This is a genomic window from Helicobacter sp. 23-1044, assembly GCF_053654695.1.
Genome location: NZ_JBSIUQ010000006.1, coordinates 92467 through 107540, shown reverse-complemented (window position 1 = coordinate 107540; position 15074 = coordinate 92467). Strand labels below are relative to the sequence as shown.

Genomic DNA, 15074 nt, shown 5'->3' with positions numbered 1-15074 from the left:
AAAAAAGGATTTATTTGCAGTTAAAACATAAATTTTTACTTTTGGCGGTGATTTTATTTGTGGCGTCTCTTGCCTTTGCGTATCGCACAAGTGCGCTGATTTACGAGAGTGAGAGCAAGCGACTGCAAAATGAAATCGTGGTTTTTGCCCAAAGTATCATTCCGTATTATCTAAATGGCAATTTGAGCGTGGTGGAAAAATTTAGGGAAAATTTTGGTTATAAAAAACTGCAAAACGCCCCAAAGGACGCAAAGATTTTATTCGCAGAATCTAATGGCATTTTGGAGTTTAAAATCTATGAGTTTGGCAAAATGATTGGATTTAGCGTGAATTTTATGGATGATGCGCTTTACTTAGCGAGGGATAAGGATTTAGGTGCGTGGGATAGGTATAAAAGATTTATGTTGCTTTTTCAATCTGCGCTAATTGCGCTAATTTTATTTTTTGTATTTTATCAGATTCTGCGTCCGCTTCAAGTGCTAAAAAACTCCATCGATGAACTAAAAAGCGGGGTTTTCGCTAAAAAATTGCACCCGCATTCAAATGATGAAATTGGCGCACTTTTTCGGGCATTTAATGAGATGAATGAAAAAATCACCAAAATGATAAAGGCACGAGAGTTAATCACGCGAAACATCGCCCACGAACTTCGCACGCCACTTGCCAAAATCAAACTTGCATTAGAGCTAAAAAGTGGCGATGAGCTAAAAAAAGATTTGCAAAAATACATAAATTCGCTAAATCGCATTAGCCAAAGTATGCTAGAATTTGAGCGCATTCAAAGCGAAAACTTTAAATTGCGAAACGATTATTTTGAGAGCGAAAGCGCGGTGTTTGAGGCGTTGAAGGATTTGGATGATAGGCTGATTTGCCTAAATGTGATTAAAAGTGTGAAAATTAAGGGCGATTTGCATTTATTTTCCATCGCAATCAAAAATCTAATCGAAAATGCGATAAAATACGGCGAAAATGGCGAAGTTAGCGTGGAGCTAAATGAAAATGGCATTTTATTTACAAATAAAGGACAGATTCTGCGAAATGATATTTCATACTATTTTGAGCCGTTTTATCGTGGCGATATCACGAAACAAGGCTATGGCTTGGGATTGTCGCTTGTGAAAGAAATCGTTTTGCTGCATAAGATGAGTATAAATTATCATTACGATTGCGGAAAGCATAATTTTTATATCAAATGGTGAAAATAAATGAGAGTTATAAACTTTTTTTACGAAAATGACGAGAGTTTGGCGGAGAGATTAAGCGCGATTAAAAGCGAAAAAAATATTTTTATTCAAATCTTTTGCGGGGCATCGTTGCGAAAAAAGGCACTGCCTTTGCTATCATTTATATCGCAGAATCTCCCACAGGCGAAGGTTTTATTAGCATCATCCTTTGCGGAGATGAGCGATGGAGAGTATAAAAGCAACTCTATTTCAATCTCTATTTCCATCTTTCAAAAAACAAATATCAAAACTTTGAGTTTTGGCAATGAAAATCCCACAAATATCGCTGATAAAATCGCAATAAGCACCACAAAGCAAACCAAAATGGTAATTATATTTTGCAATGGGCTGCAAATAAACTCCGCCATTCTTTTAGAATCACTCACAAAGCAAATCCCGCAAGTTGTGATTGCCGGGGGAAATGTAAGCGATGATTTGCACTTTGGCAAGTGCTTTGTAGGGAGTGATAAAGGCATTGAAAATATCGCAGTTAGCGTGGCGATTTTGGATAGTGAAGTGCTTAAAATTTATAGAGATTATATTTTTGAATACAACCGCATAGGACTTGATATGGTGGTAACTCACGCAGAAAATGGCGTAGTTTATAAAATCAACAATCAACCAATAATGGACATTTACAAGCGATATTTGGGAAAATACATTAGCGATACTTTGCCTGAGAATGGATATCAATTCCCGCTGACATTTTTTGATGGCGATTTGCTCGTGGGGCGAACGGTGTTTGGGAAAACAAAGGAAGGCGGACTAATTTATGGTGGCGATATAAAAAAAGGCACAAAAGTCAAATTTGGCGTGGCAAGTAGCTTGGATATTATGACTGAGATGAGTAAGCAGCTAATCTCGCTCTCATCGCAAAATATCGATGCGTTTTATGTGTATTCGTGCGTGGGGCGGTATTTGTATTTCAAAGATACGATTTTGGATTACAATGTCAAAATGTTTAATAATATCGCGCCGATGGCGGGATTTTTCACCTTTGGGGAGTTTTATCACAAAGGCAATAAAAATTACTTGCTAAATAATACAAACACCTTCATCGCCCTAAGCGAGGGCACAAATGAGCCAAAGTCAAACACAATCCACGAGTTAGACGCACAGCCAAATACCGCCGATACGATAATTTATGGATTGCGAAATCTTAGTAGCGTCTCAAATAGCGATTATTTGGAGATTATGAGTATTTTCAAACAATATAAAGATTTGCTAGAAAAGTCGCTAATTGTGATATATTTTGATAAAAATGGAAATATTATCGATGCGAATAATTTATTCTTAAATATCGCAAAATACGCAAAAAGCGAGATTGTCGGGCGGAAGTTTGGCAGTATTATTGCAGCAGATTCTGCGAATAATATTAGCGATATTTGGAATGCGATAAAAGAAAAGCAAATCTTTTCAGGCATTATAAAAAGCAAGGCAAGCGATAATAGCGACTTTTACACAAAAACCATCATAAAACCCATCTTTAACAAGCAAAATGAAATTATGCTTTATGTTTGCTCGATGGATGATGTGACGAACTTTGAGGTAAATAAGCAAAATTTAGAGCGAAGCGTCTCGGTGCTTACGGAAACTTCGCTAGAAAAAAACATAATCATCGATAATTACAACTCGCTTTTGGATAGAAGCACAGCAATGGTGCGAATAAAAAATGAGCGATTTATCGAGGTAAATAAAAGTTGCGAAGAGATGTTTGGCTATGATAGGCAAAGTATGATAAATAAGCACGTCTCGCTGATTTTAAAACCAAATAAAGATATGTCAGCCATCATCGGCAAAATCCGCAAAACTCTGCAAGAAAAAGGTTATGAAAAATTATATATGGACTGCGTGGATAGCAATAATAAAACGATTTTCGTCCAAGTGTATTTGATGGGGATAAAGTCGCATAAAAGTAGCACTTATGATGAAGCCTATGGCATTTTGCATAATGTCACAGAGCTATTCCAAATGCAAAAAGAGCTAGAAGATGTCCAAAAAGAAGTCCTTTATGCGATGGGGACGATAAGCGAGGGGCGTTCGCGCGAGACGGGCAATCATATCAAGCGCGTGGCGGAATTCACCTATTTGCTTTCAAATCTCTATGGATTGGATAAAAAAACCGCCGAGCTTTACAAAATCGCCTCCCCAATGCACGACATAGGCAAGCTAGCAATCCCAGACCATATCTTGCATAAGCCGGGCAAACTCACAGATGAAGAATTTGCAGAGATGAAAACCCACGCACAAAAGGGCTATGATATGCTTTGCTTTTCAAATCGCTCGATTTTAAGGACGGCAGCTGAAATCGCGCTCACACACCACGAATGGTGGAATGGAAATGGCTACCCAAATAAATTAGAGGGCGAAAATATCCCAATTTGTGGGCGAATCGTAGCTGTGGCAGATGTCTTTGATGCGCTAAGCCACGATAGATGCTACAAAAAAGCGTGGCCCATAAATGAAGTCATCGAGCATTTTATCAAAAATAAGGGCGTGCAGTTTGATGCGAAAATCGTGGATTTGTTGCTCGAAAATATCGATGAGTTTTTGAAAATCAAAGAGAGGTATGCGGATACATTTTGCGAGTTAGAGGGCGGGGGACATTAAATGTTTGGCAATTTGTTCTGGGGTAATCATTTGCGTTGTTTTGGCACAAAATTTCGCTCAATGGACGCCCAAGTCCTATTTCGCTCATTTCGCGCCAAAACAACGCAAAGCACCACCGCCATTACTTCGATTGTGATTCGCAATGCGAATCAAAGCGCAAAAAATCTGTCATTGCGAGGCAGTTTGAGCGAAGCGAAAACAACGAAGCAATCCAAACAAAATTTAGTCGCGCAAAGCGCACCCAAAACTCGCCCGCTTCGTGGTGCAAAAAATCGGTTTCAAACGAGCAGTAGTGCGAGTGCCGATTTTTTGCTAGAAGCGGAAAAGCGAGGCACTCCCCCTAAAAGCGAAAAAGCGGCTGCTTTTTGGGAACACAATTTAAATGAAGTCGGGGGGAGCGGGAGCGGGGTGCAGCCCTTTTTGCGAAAAGATTCAAGTGAATCGAATGCTAAAAATGGCGCAACTATCGCAGATTCTGCGAATCAAATAAAAAATGCAGAATCCCAAATTCTCCCCCTCCCTTGCGGAGGGGGACAAAGGGGGTGGGTAAAATTCAACCTTTCGTCATTGCGAGATTTGCCTTTGGCAAATCGTGGCAATCCACAAAAAAAATATTTAGTTTCTACGATTCACACAAAAATCGCAGAATCCACCCCAAAATCGCAGAATCCACACGCAGAATCTAATAAAAAAACCCAAATCCACGCGGAAGTATCTTTGAGTGATTTTGTGGGTTTTGGAGCGATTGGGCGCGAAAATAGGACATTAAGTCCATTGAGCGCACAAGAGCGAACAATCCCGCAAAAGCACCAAAGAGACAACGCGAAAAGAATCTATATGCAAGGATAACGCTATGCTTCGTTTCGCTCCCTCCCCTACCGGCGATATGCACATCGGCAACCTACGCGCTGCGATTTTAAACTATATCATCGCAAAACAGCGTGGCGAAAAGTTTTTGATTCGCATCGAAGACACGGATAAAGCCCGAAATATCGATGGCAAAGACATTGAGATTTTGCAAATCCTAAATCTCTTTGGGCTTTTTTGGGACAAATTAGTCTATCAAAGCGATAATTTTAAGATTCATAACGATTTAGCCGAGCGACTTGTGGCGCAAGGACAGGCATTTTATTGCTACGCCACAAAGGATTTTTTAGACAAAAAGAGAGATGAGGCATTAGCGCAAAAAAGGGCATTTCGCTATGATGATTCGTGGGCAGAAATTTGCAAAGGTGAAAACAAAAACCCTGTGATTCGTTTGAAAGGTGATTTGGGCGCGGAATCTATAAGTTTTACTGACGAGATTAAAGGCACTTGCACTTTTAGCCAAAATGAAATCGATAGCTTTGTGATTATCCGCGATGATGGTGTGCCAACCTACAATTTCGCGTGTGCGGTTGATGATATGATTTATGACATTAGCTTTATCATTCGTGGCGAGGACCACACGAGCAACACGCCAAAGCAGATTTTGGTGCATAAAAAGTTAGGCTATGAGCGCGAAATCAAATACGCGCACCTGCCGATAATCCTAAATGATTCGGGCAAAAAGATGAGCAAAAGAGAGAGCGAATCAAGCGTGAAATGGCTTTTGGAGCAGGGATTTTTGCCCCGCGCGATTTTGAATTATTTGCTTTTGATGGGCAATAATCCGCCAACTGAGATTTTTACGCTTGATGATGCGATAAAGTGGTTTGATTTATCGCAACTCTCAAAATCCCCCGTGCGCTTTGATATGAATCAACTACGCCACATAAATCGCGAACATTTAAGGCGATTAAGCGAAAACGAAATTGGGTTATTGCTTGAATCATCAAGTGCGATTTTAGGCAATTTGTCTTTGGGTAATCATTGCGTAGATTTGCAAAATTTCGGGGCTTCGCAGACCGCTAGTCTAGTCTCAGCCCCAAAATTTCGCAAAAACTCCACAAGCACTACCGCAAATACTAGAATTGATTTAAATACACCCGAATCGTCATTGCGAGGCAGTTTGAGCGAAGCGAAAACAACGAAGCAATCCAAAAAAAATAATCCGTGCGATAGCACCGAATCTCGCAATGACAAAATAAGTGGCAATTCAAACGAATTTATCAAATCTCTTGGCAATCTTGGCAAAATCTTTTTAGAAGAATCCTCCACACTAAATGAGATTCGCGACAAAGTTGAGCGGATTTTTATCCCACGAGATTTTAGCGATTTTGAGTTTGCAGATAATGCAAAAATCTTAAAAAATGCAATTTTGGCGGAGCTAAATGCAGAATCTAGCAAATTCGCAGAATCTACCCACCCCCTAACCCCCTCCGCAAGGGAGGGGGAACAAATTGATTCAATCTCCGCAAGGGAGGGGGAACAAGTTGATTCAATCACCGCAAGGGAGGGGGGAGCATTCGCAGAATCTTCCGCAAAGTCAAATCAAAACGCCACTTCAAGCGCATTTGCCGACTTTGATTCACTAAAAAGCACCCTTTTGCAAAAGTGCGATTTTAAGGGCAAGGCGTTTTTTGCGCCACTTCGATTTTTGCTCACAGGTGCGCACAAAGGACCGCATTTGGATATTTTGTATCCGCATTTGCGCCCATTTTTGGCGCAAATTTTAAAGGATTAGCAATGATTCGCCCATTTTTGGCACACATTTTAAAGGATTAAAAAATGGTTTTAAGCACATTTTTAAGCGCGGTGGCGCAGATTTTGCACTTTGTTTTGACTATCTACACTTGGATTGTCATAATCGCGGCACTTTGCTCACTAGTCCAAGCAAATCCGTATAATAAAATCGTGCAGATTCTCTACACGCTCACAGAGCCGCTGTATGCGTGGATTCGCCGTTTTATCCCCACTATTTTTGGTGGCATTGATTTTGCTCCGTTTATTGTGATTATTGTTTTGAAATTTGTGGATTTATTTTTTGTAAGGATTTTATTTAACTATGCGCAGAATCTCTAAAATTTTTATCAGTTTTTTGCTTTTTTGTAACGCTATAAATGCACTCACGCTTAGCGAGATTGAGAGCAAAGAAAAGGGCGTAGCACGGGACTTTTATCTATATTTATATTTGCAAGAAAATAGCAATTTAGACGCAGAGTCTATGCTAAAAATTTATCATTTAATTGACAATAAAATCCCAAAAATTATGCAGCTTTTAAAAATCCCAAAAGATTCGCTCCCCAAAGATGCGCAATGCAAGGCAAAATCGCTAAAAGATTTGCAAAAAAGCGATGATGAGTGCTTTAACTTTGGAGTGAAATTAGACTACGCCACGCAGTTAAGCGCGAAAGATTTAGCGCGAATTACAAATCCAAAAATGAAAAATCGCATTGAGATTTTGCGCGAAAAAAGCGGGATTTTAGATTTGATTTTGACATTAGATGGGGCGGAGTTTAGCGCGATTTTTAGCGCGGTTAGCAAAAAAAATGCAATTTTTAATGTCGCCCCAAAAAATCCGCAAAATCTATCAAACAAAAATTTCGCCCAAACAATCTACAACATTGTCATTAGCAAAAAGTATCCAAACTTTACAAATGCCTTGCTTGGCGCAAAAATCGAAGGTGTGAATGATTGGACATTTTACGCGCTTGGGTTAAATGAGCTCACAAACGGCGGCAGCGCGAAAAAGGCACTTGCATATTTTGAAAATGCCGCAAATAGCGCGAGTTTCAAACTAATGAAAGATAAATCGCTCTTTTGGTGCTACAAAATCGCCGAATCGCTTGAAGATTCAGCGAAAAAAGATTCCATAAAAAAAGATTCAACGACACAAATTTCTCCCAAAAAAGACGACTTTTTAGCGCAGTTAGCGCAAAGTTCGCATTTTAATCTTTACTCGCTTTATGCGGTGAAAAAGCTAGGCACAAAGCCAAAATTTCACATCATCGATGAAACAAATGAGATTTTTAAAAATATCGCGCCACCAAAGCAAAATTTCGACATAAGCGACCCATTTGCGTGGCAAAAATTGCGAAGCGAAATCATTGCCACAAAGGACAAAGACGCGCTAATCAAACTCGCCAAATCGCTGTATTTCAAAGACAATATGCCACATTTGGTGTTCGCGCTAAATCGCTATTTTGACTTTAAGAAAAGTTTTTTTGTGAAACCTTACAAGGGCGATTTGAAGTTTGATGATGAAAATCTCGTATTCGCGGTGGCAAGGCAAGAAAGCGCGTTTTTGCCATCTGTGATTTCTCGCTCTTACGCGCTTGGTATGATGCAAATTATGCCTTTTAATGTGGAGAGTTTCGCAAAGGCGCTTGGCACGGAGAATATCACTTATGAAAGTATGTTTAACCCGCAGATTGCGCTAAAATTTGGGGATTATTATTTAGCGCACCTTAAAAAAGAGTTCGCCCACCCGCTTTTTGTGAGCTATGCGTATAATGGCGGACCGACTTTTATTCGCAACTTTTTAAAGGACGCCAAAAATTTTAGCGCGAAAAATGCCTTTGAGCCGTGGATAAGTATGGAGTTTATCCCATTTGAAGAAAGTCGCTTTTATGCGTGTAGCGTGATGGCAAATTACATAATTTACCGCGAGATAGATGGCGAAAATGTCGATATGGACGCATTTTTTAGGGAGACGCTTCGATAGATTCTGCGATTAGATTCTGCGAATCATATAATTTTCGCAGAATCTCGCAAATTTGTAATTTTTCGCAGAATCTCGTAAATTCGCATTTTTTTTCGCAGAATCTCGCAAATTTCGCAGAATCTGCAAATAAAAATTCACAAAAATTTAATACTTTTGCCCTAAAATGCAATTTATTTTTAAAATTAAGGTAATTTTGTGAAATTAAAAGTGCTACTTTTTTGCATATTTATGGCGAGTGCCGCAGCAGAGCAGTTTGGCGGATTTTTGGAGTTCGTGTATGATGAGGCGTCAAAACTGCACCTAAATAAATCCCAGCAAATCGCGCTTAATGAAATCATCAAAAATCATCACAATTTCCTGCGCCAATGGTATGTTGATATGAAAAAAAATAATGAGCAGATTTTGCAAAAATTCACCACTTCAAATCTCCCGCACAGCGCGATAGAATTCACGCACGGGAGGCAGCTCTCCGCCGAGCGCATCGATGCGGAATATAAATTTATATTAGAAGTGTATGAAATGCTTGATGAGACGCAAAGGAAGGCATTTCGGGAGAAAATGGGACGCTAGATTTTATTTAGATTCTGCGAAATGTGCGAGATTCTGCGAAAATCGCAGAATCTTTGCCATTCAAATCATATTTTTTGCTAAAATCTCGCAATTTTTTCACAAAGGATTCCTATGCAGCTAATCGATGGTTTTGGGCGCACAATCGATTATATCCGCATTTCAGTTACGAAAAATTGCAATTTTCGCTGCCTTTATTGTATGCCAAATACGCCCGAGATTATCGATGAGCGCGTGATTGCGCTCCCGCAAATGCTAGAATTTCTAAAAATCGCAATGGACTTTGGCGTCCGCAAAATCCGCATTACAGGTGGCGAACCGCTTTTGCGAAAGGATTTGAGTGAGTTTATCGCCGGGATTTACGCGCACAAGGGCGATATAGAAGTCGCACTCACCACAAACGCCTATTATTTGGCGCAAAACGCGCTAAAATTAAAAGAGGCGGGATTGAAGCGCATAAATATTTCGCTTGATAGCCTAGATTCAGCAAAAATAGCGCAAATCGCCCAAAGGGACGCGCATTCAAAGATAATGGATGGCATAATTGCCGCCAAAAACGCAGGACTAAAAATCAAACTAAATATGGTCCCACTGCGCGGGATAAACGATGATGAAATCGCCGAAATGCTTTTGTTTGCGCAAAAAAATGGATTTTTGCTACGATATATCGAGTATATGAGCAATTCTTTCGCAAACGGGGCGATTTGCGGTATGCGAAGCGATGAGATTTTGGCGAAATTAAGCGAAAGATTTAGCGTGAAAATGCTAAAAAAAGAAAATTTTGGTCCCGCGAAATTATATGAATTCACCCCCAAAATCGCAGAATCTAGCGGAGATTCGGCGAATCTCAAACTCTCCCCATCCCTTGCGGATGGGATTCACAAAAATATCCCCCCTCCCTTGCGGAGGGGGCTAGGGGGTGGGTTCAATCCAAATCCCACAGATTTTGCGAATCAAAACGGCGTTTTTGGCATTATCGCCCCGCACAACGATGATTTTTGCACTTCTTGCAATCGCATTCGCATAACAAGCGATGGCATAATCTGCCCCTGCCTTTATTTCGAAGACGCGGTGGATTTAGGGGAGGCAATCAAAAACGGCGACAAAGACGCGATGAGAGCGGGTTTGCTAAAAGCAATCGCAAACAAACCCGAAAAAAACAAATGGAGCGAAAACGCAATATCAACTCGCGCATTTTACGAAACAGGCGGATAATGCAAATTTAAGCAACGCAAGATTCTGCGATTTAATGCGAGATTTTAACGCGAGATTCTGCGGATTTTAGGGCGATTTTTGAATAAATCGCAGAATCTGCGATTGATTTTGGGCGAGATTCTGCGAAATTATTACGCCGTCATTGCGAGGAAGTGCGTGGCACTGACGAAGCAATCCACAAAATAAAGCGAATCGCCACCACTTCGTCATTGCGAGGCAGTTTGAGCGAAGCGAAAACAACGAAGCAATCCAAAATTAGATTCTGCGTTTTTTGCAAATTTCACACTAGATTCTGCGTTTTTTGCAAATTTCGCACTAGATTCTGCGAAATTTCACAGATTCTACGGCAGATTCTGCGATTTTCACAAAATCAAAAATTTCACAAAATCAAAAATTTCGCAAAAATCCTAAATTTTCACTCGTCCCTCCATCGCCCTTTGCAAAGAGAGTTTATCGATATTATCTAGCCCCACGCCCGTTGGGATGCCCTGCGCGATTTTAGAAAATGTGAGATTTGCGCCCTGCAATTTGTCCTCGATATAAAGCATCATCGCCTCGCTACTTAAAGACGGCGAAAAGGCAAAGATGATTTCGCGCTTTTCATACTCGGCGATTTTAGCGCGAATATCGGCGAAATCAACCTCTTTTACGCTACTAATCACAAAGTAGCTCCCGCCAAAAACGCCCATTTCTTCAAGCGTCAAAATATCTTTCGCGCTACTTACAATGCAAAGACTTTGATGATACAAACGCGCCGAATCTTCGCAAATCGCGCAAATTTTGCCCTCCGCCATCCCGCCACAAATCTCGCAAACCTGCACTTGCGAAATCGCGCTTTCAATGCAGTGTGCGATATTTAACGCTAACATTTTATTTTCAATCGCAAGTGTGTAGGCGATTTTGAGTGCGGATTTGCGCCCGATGGTGGGGATTTGTTCGAGTTGCTCGACAAGTAAGTTAAATGATTTCATATTTAATTTTTAAGCAAAAAAAGTGCCAAAGGTTTGCGAGATTCTGCGTTTTATAAAATTTTCGCACGAGTCGCAGAATCTCTCCACGAAATTCGCAGAATCTAGATTGCCACGACTTGCAAGCAAGTCTCGCAATGACGAAGCGGGGCAAAAATCTCACTTCCCAAAATGCAAATTATTTGCCTTCTGCATTTGCTTTGGCGTAATCCCATATTTCTCGCCAAATCGCTTGATAAACCACGCCATCGAGTTGATTTTCAGCTCTTTGCAAATCTCGGTGACATTTTTATTGCTAAATTCAAGCAGTAGTTTTGCCCGCTCAAACTTCTCATTATCAATCCACTCTTTGGGCGAAATGCCAAAACTCAACTTAAAATTACGACTAAAAATCGACAAATTCATCTCAAAAAAGTCCGCCATCTCGCGCACATTGGCAAACTCTCTGCCGTTATTATTTAGCAAAGTCGCAAACAAAGGGCAGTCCTCAATAATCTCGCGAATATACCCCGCAAACACCATATCCTCGCGGTTTAGCAGTAGCAAAAATAGCGTCTCCATCTTTAACTTTATGATTTCTTTGAAAATATTGCTATTTAGTTGATTTTTATGCGCAAAATAGACTTTTAACGCCATAATTTGCTCGTTGATATAATCATCGCTTGAAATCTTGTAATGCTCGCATTTCGCGCCATTTTGAAGCAAATCAAAAACGAAGCGATGTTTGCTTAGAAATTTCAGCAAAAAGATATTTGAAAAAAATATGCAGTAAGATTGATAAATGCCCTGCTTTGCTTCATTTTTGGCGTCTAACTTGCCCTTTTTGATGAATAAAATCTCATTTTCATTTTGCATAAACTCGCCATTTGCCAAAATCTTGCGCCCTTTTAGGATAAACATAATGATATTTCGCGATGCGTTGATTTGGATTTTGCCCGTGCTTGTGCCTTTGTAGTTTAGTGCCAAAATCTCATCATAGTCCAAAAAGTCCTGTGTGTAGCGGTTTTCCCCCAAATGCTCATCGCACAAAATGTTGTTTTTTGTCTCCATTTTTACCCCCTAAATTTTCCAAAACAATGTAATTTTAGCAAATTTTTGGCATAAATGGGCGAGATTCTGCGATTAAATCGCAGAATCTGTGTTGCTCTCCGTCATTGCGAGGAAGTGCGTAGCACTGATAAAGCAATCCATAAATTAAAACGAGTCGCCACACTTCGTCATTGCGAGTCCTTGCGTTAGCAAGGCGAAGCAATCCACAATTAGATTCTGCGATTTTTGCAAAATTCACACTAGATTCTGCGAGATTTTACAGATTCTACGATAGATTCTGCGATTTAAACCAAACTCCAATTTACCCCTGCGATGCCTTTGGCGCACAAAAATTCATTGCATTTGCTAAAATGTCCGCAACCCACAAATCCACGCGCTAGTGGCGATGGGTGCGGTGCTTCAAGCACTAAATGTCGGCGCGAATCTATGAGCGATTTTTTGCCCCGTGCGTAGTTGCCCCAAAGCATAAAGACGATATTTTCGCGCCTTTGTGAGAGAATCTCAATCACTTTGTCGGTGAAAATCTCCCACCCAAAGCCTTTGTGTGAGAGTGCTTTGCCAAGCTCCACGCTTAAAAGCGCGTTTAGCAAAAGAACGCCCTCCCTTGCCCACGCGCTCAAATCGCCATTTTGTGGCGAATCTATATTTAAATCGCGCTTGATTTCTTTAAAGATATTTTTAAGCGATGGCGGAGGTGTAACGCCACGGGGGACGCTAAAAGATAGCCCCATAGCTTGTGCTATCCCGCGCTCTACGCCGTGATAAGGGTCTTGCCCCAAAATGACGACTTTCACGCACGAAAACGGCACGAGATTGAAAGCATTGAAAAGCAATTTTGGCGGTGGCAAAATGGTGGATTTTTTGAGTGCGTCATAATATTTGGCGCAAATCTCCGCAAAATAGGGCTTGTCAAACTCATCTTGCAAGACATTTTTCCACGAATCTTCGATTTGAACTTCCATAAAATAACCTTAAAAATTTTTAAGATATTTCGACTTTTTCAAAGTCTTAATCAAAAATTGAAATTAGATTCTGCATTCGTAGAATCTAATATAGATTGCCACGAAGTCGCTCAAAGTGCGACTTCTCGCAATGACGAAAATTTTAGATTCACGCCGATTTGCAACTGATTCGCGTTAGCGCAATCACAATCGAAGTAATGGCGGTGTGGCTTTGCACGAAGTTTGCCCCGTTGCTAGGAAATAGAACTAGTGGTTCATTGACGACGCAATGGGGCAAACTTCGTGTGAATTGCATACCCCAGAACAAATTGAGCGCACGAATCTACTCAATAATTTTTGGCACGATAAAAAATCCACCCTCCGCCTTTGGCGCGTTTTTTAGGATAGATTCGACTACTTCACTTTTGCGTGGAGTGTCCTCTCGCATTGGCGTTTTTGCGCTTTTATGCGGAATCTCCGCGCTTAAATCCACCGCATTTAGATTTTCTACGAAATTCAAAATTTCGCTAATCTGCCCCTTAATCGCCTCTTTTTTATCCTCTGGCACTTTTAACGCGCTTAATTTTTCTAGCTTTTCTAGCAATTTATCATCGATTTGCATTTTTGCTTCCTTTAATTTTTAGATTCGCGGGTCGGCGATATAGCCTAGCAACGCGCTTTTTGCTACCACAGCGGAGTTTGCCAAATACACCTCCGAGCTTTTTGCGCCCATTCGCCCTACAAAGTTGCGATTCGTAGTTGAAATGCACTTTTCATTATCGCCCAAAATCCCCATATACCCACCTAAACACGCGCCACAAGTAGGATTACTGATAAGCGCACCGCTATTTAGCAAAATCTCAATCAAGCCCTCTCTCTCCGCTTGTCGCGCAATCGCCTGAGTGCCGGGCGTGATTATTAGGCGCACATCTTTGTGAATCTTTTTGCCCTTCAAAATCTCCGCAGCCACGCGCAAATCGCTAATACGCCCATTAGTGCAAGAGCCGATAAAGGCTTGGTCGATTTTGATTTTATCGGCGACAGCTTGTGAAATGGGCTTCCCATTTGAAGGCAAAAACGGATAAGCCACAAGCGGTTCTAACGCGCTTATGTCAATGGTGATTTTTTGCTTGTAGTGGGCGTTTTCATCGCTTTTGTGAATCACAGGTTTGCCACGCAAAGATTGGCGTGAATCCAAAAACGCCTCCGTAATCTCATCTACGGCGACGATTCCGCTTTTTGCCCCCGCTTCGATTGCCATATTGCAAATGCTAAATCTATCGTCCATTGCGATATATTTTAGCCCTTCGCCTGTAAATTCTAGCGCGTTATACAGCGCACCATCAACGCCAAGACGGCGAATCACCTCCAAAATCAAATCCTTGCCATAAACGCAGGGTGCGCTCTTGCCGACAAATTCGACTTTTATGCTTTGGGGGATTTTAAACCAATTTTTGCCCGTCATCATCGCAAAAGCTAAATCCGTGCTTCCCATACCTGTGGCAAACGCGCCTAACGCGCCGTGAGTGCAGGTGTGCGAATCCGCGCCGATAATCACATCGCCGGGCAGGACAAGCCCCTTTTGGGGCAAAAGTGCGTGTTCGATGCCCATATCGCGCTCATCAAAGAAATATTTTAGATTTTGCTCTTTTGCAAAGTCGCGGTTTTTTCGCGCTTGATTTGCCGATGCGATGTCTTTGGCAGGGATAAAATGGTCTAATACTAAAAAGAAATTATCGGGCTTTGCGAGTTTTTTCGCCCCTGCTTTTTTGAAAGCTTCGATAGATAGGGGCGTGGTAATGTCATTGCCGATTACCATATCAATGTCGCATTCGATGATTTCATCGGCGAAAACGGCGCGATTCGCGTGTGCTGAAAAGATTTTTTCTGTGATTGTTTGTGGTTTTTGTGGCAT

At 41.0% G+C, this 15074-nt stretch carries 18 protein-coding genes and 1 pseudogene; 10 read left to right on the top strand and 9 right to left on the bottom strand.

Annotated elements, in window-relative coordinates:
• Window positions 1-14 precede the first annotated feature (14 nt).
• From ACWIUD_RS06815 to ACWIUD_RS06790, 6 genes and pseudogenes are all read left to right on the top strand, one after another.
• On the top strand, window positions 15-1199 hold the full coding sequence (locus ACWIUD_RS06815) for an ATP-binding protein (RefSeq protein WP_454147925.1): 1185 nt from the start codon (window positions 15-17) through the stop codon (window positions 1197-1199).
• Window positions 1200-1205: 6 nt separating this feature from the next.
• Complete coding sequence (locus ACWIUD_RS06810; protein ID WP_454147923.1) at window positions 1206-3833, top strand: HD domain-containing phosphohydrolase; 2628 nt, start codon at window positions 1206-1208, stop codon at window positions 3831-3833.
• Window positions 3834-4682, top strand: a complete 849-nt coding sequence (locus ACWIUD_RS06805; RefSeq protein WP_454147921.1) for a hypothetical protein — start codon at window positions 3834-3836, stop codon at window positions 4680-4682.
• A gap of 4 nt (window positions 4683-4686) precedes the next feature.
• A pseudogene (gltX, locus tag ACWIUD_RS06800) lies at window positions 4687-5673 on the top strand (glutamate--tRNA ligase); the annotation flags it as partial.
• 809 nt (window positions 5674-6482) lie between these two features.
• Window positions 6483-6776 (top strand): YggT family protein, encoded by a 294-nt coding sequence (locus ACWIUD_RS06795; RefSeq protein ID WP_454147919.1) that lies wholly within the window; start codon window positions 6483-6485, stop codon window positions 6774-6776.
• Between the two features lie 16 nt (window positions 6777-6792).
• Window positions 6793-8418: a lytic transglycosylase domain-containing protein gene (locus tag ACWIUD_RS06790; RefSeq protein ID WP_454147917.1), complete on the top strand. Its 1626-nt coding sequence runs from the start codon at window positions 6793-6795 to the stop codon at window positions 8416-8418.
• Between the two features lie 9 nt (window positions 8419-8427).
• Here ACWIUD_RS06790 and ACWIUD_RS06785 read toward each other — a convergent pair whose 3' ends face one another.
• Entirely contained in the window at window positions 8428-8556 is a 129-nt protein-coding gene (locus ACWIUD_RS06785; protein WP_454135534.1) for a hypothetical protein, read from the bottom strand.
• 57 nt (window positions 8557-8613) lie between these two features.
• On the opposite strand from ACWIUD_RS06785, the gene ACWIUD_RS06780 reads away from it, so the two are divergent.
• The 3 genes from ACWIUD_RS06780 (at window position 8614) to ACWIUD_RS06770 (ending at window position 10667) form a co-directional block, all read left to right on the top strand.
• Entirely contained in the window at window positions 8614-8988 is a 375-nt protein-coding gene (locus tag ACWIUD_RS06780; RefSeq protein ID WP_454147915.1) for a hypothetical protein, read from the top strand.
• Between the two features lie 111 nt (window positions 8989-9099).
• Window positions 9100-10200 carry a GTP 3',8-cyclase MoaA gene (gene moaA / locus ACWIUD_RS06775; RefSeq protein WP_454147913.1) on the top strand — a complete coding sequence of 367 codons (1101 nt, stop codon included), beginning with the start codon at window positions 9100-9102 and terminating at the stop codon, window positions 10198-10200.
• A 152-nt stretch (window positions 10201-10352) separates the two neighbouring features.
• On the top strand, window positions 10353-10667 hold the full coding sequence (locus tag ACWIUD_RS06770) for a hypothetical protein (RefSeq protein WP_454147911.1): 315 nt from the start codon (window positions 10353-10355) through the stop codon (window positions 10665-10667).
• Here ACWIUD_RS06770 and recR read toward each other — a convergent pair.
• The 5 genes from recR to ung are packed head-to-tail and all read right to left on the bottom strand — an operon-like array spanning window position 10608 to window position 13180.
• A complete protein-coding gene (gene recR, locus ACWIUD_RS06765) occupies window positions 10608-11171 on the bottom strand; it encodes a recombination mediator RecR (protein WP_454147909.1) in 564 nt (187 codons plus the stop codon). The genes ACWIUD_RS06770 and recR overlap by 60 nt on opposite strands.
• Before the next feature lie 9 nt (window positions 11172-11180).
• Window positions 11181-11306: a hypothetical protein gene (locus ACWIUD_RS06760; RefSeq protein WP_454147907.1), complete on the bottom strand. Its 126-nt coding sequence runs from the start codon at window positions 11304-11306 to the stop codon at window positions 11181-11183.
• A 21-nt stretch (window positions 11307-11327) separates the two neighbouring features.
• Window positions 11328-12218 carry a helix-turn-helix transcriptional regulator gene (locus tag ACWIUD_RS06755; RefSeq protein WP_454135523.1) on the bottom strand — a complete coding sequence of 297 codons (891 nt, stop codon included), beginning with the start codon at window positions 12216-12218 and terminating at the stop codon, window positions 11328-11330.
• 34 nt (window positions 12219-12252) lie between these two features.
• Window positions 12253-12456, bottom strand: coding sequence for a hypothetical protein (locus ACWIUD_RS06750; RefSeq protein ID WP_454147905.1), 204 nt, complete (start codon window positions 12454-12456; stop codon window positions 12253-12255).
• 46 nt (window positions 12457-12502) lie between these two features.
• Complete coding sequence (ung, locus tag ACWIUD_RS06745; RefSeq protein ID WP_454147904.1) at window positions 12503-13180, bottom strand: uracil-DNA glycosylase; 678 nt, start codon at window positions 13178-13180, stop codon at window positions 12503-12505.
• Between ung and ACWIUD_RS06740 the strand changes: the two genes are divergently transcribed.
• Window positions 13169-13348 carry a hypothetical protein gene (locus ACWIUD_RS06740; protein ID WP_454147903.1) on the top strand — a complete coding sequence of 60 codons (180 nt, stop codon included), beginning with the start codon at window positions 13169-13171 and terminating at the stop codon, window positions 13346-13348. The two genes, ung and ACWIUD_RS06740, sit on opposite strands and share 12 nt — an antisense overlap.
• Here ACWIUD_RS06740 and ACWIUD_RS06735 read toward each other — a convergent pair.
• The 3 genes from ACWIUD_RS06735 to ACWIUD_RS06725 are packed head-to-tail and all read right to left on the bottom strand — an operon-like array spanning window position 13329 to window position 15074.
• Window positions 13329-13475: a hypothetical protein gene (locus ACWIUD_RS06735; RefSeq protein WP_454147901.1), complete on the bottom strand. Its 147-nt coding sequence runs from the start codon at window positions 13473-13475 to the stop codon at window positions 13329-13331. The two genes, ACWIUD_RS06740 and ACWIUD_RS06735, sit on opposite strands and share 20 nt — an antisense overlap.
• 27 nt (window positions 13476-13502) lie before the next feature.
• Window positions 13503-13781: an Asp-tRNA(Asn)/Glu-tRNA(Gln) amidotransferase subunit GatC gene (gene gatC / locus ACWIUD_RS06730; protein ID WP_454147899.1), complete on the bottom strand. Its 279-nt coding sequence runs from the start codon at window positions 13779-13781 to the stop codon at window positions 13503-13505.
• A gap of 18 nt (window positions 13782-13799) precedes the next feature.
• Complete coding sequence (locus ACWIUD_RS06725) at window positions 13800-15074, bottom strand: 3-isopropylmalate dehydratase large subunit (RefSeq protein ID WP_454147897.1); 1275 nt, start codon at window positions 15072-15074, stop codon at window positions 13800-13802.

Excerpts from the sequence above, each read along its gene's own strand:
- ACWIUD_RS06810 (WP_454147923.1), top strand. The coding sequence starts at position 1,206 with ATGAGAGTTATAAACTTTTTTTACGAAAATGACGAGAGTTTGGCGGAG.
- ACWIUD_RS06805 (WP_454147921.1), top strand. The coding sequence starts at position 3,834 with ATGTTTGGCAATTTGTTCTGGGGTAATCATTTGCGTTGTTTTGGCACA.
- ACWIUD_RS06795 (WP_454147919.1), top strand. The coding sequence starts at position 6,483 with ATGGTTTTAAGCACATTTTTAAGCGCGGTGGCGCAGATTTTGCACTTT.
- moaA (WP_454147913.1), top strand. The coding sequence starts at position 9,100 with ATGCAGCTAATCGATGGTTTTGGGCGCACAATCGATTATATCCGCATT.
- recR (WP_454147909.1), bottom strand. The coding sequence starts at position 11,171 with ATGAAATCATTTAACTTACTTGTCGAGCAACTCGAACAAATCCCCACC.
- ACWIUD_RS06755 (WP_454135523.1), bottom strand. The coding sequence starts at position 12,218 with ATGGAGACAAAAAACAACATTTTGTGCGATGAGCATTTGGGGGAAAAC.
- ung (WP_454147904.1), bottom strand. The coding sequence starts at position 13,180 with ATGGAAGTTCAAATCGAAGATTCGTGGAAAAATGTCTTGCAAGATGAG.
- ACWIUD_RS06735 (WP_454147901.1), bottom strand. The coding sequence starts at position 13,475 with ATGCAATTCACACGAAGTTTGCCCCATTGCGTCGTCAATGAACCACTA.
- gatC (WP_454147899.1), bottom strand. The coding sequence starts at position 13,781 with ATGCAAATCGATGATAAATTGCTAGAAAAGCTAGAAAAATTAAGCGCG.
- ACWIUD_RS06725 (WP_454147897.1), bottom strand. The coding sequence starts at position 15,074 with ATGCCACAAAAACCACAAACAATCACAGAAAAAATCTTTTCAGCACAC.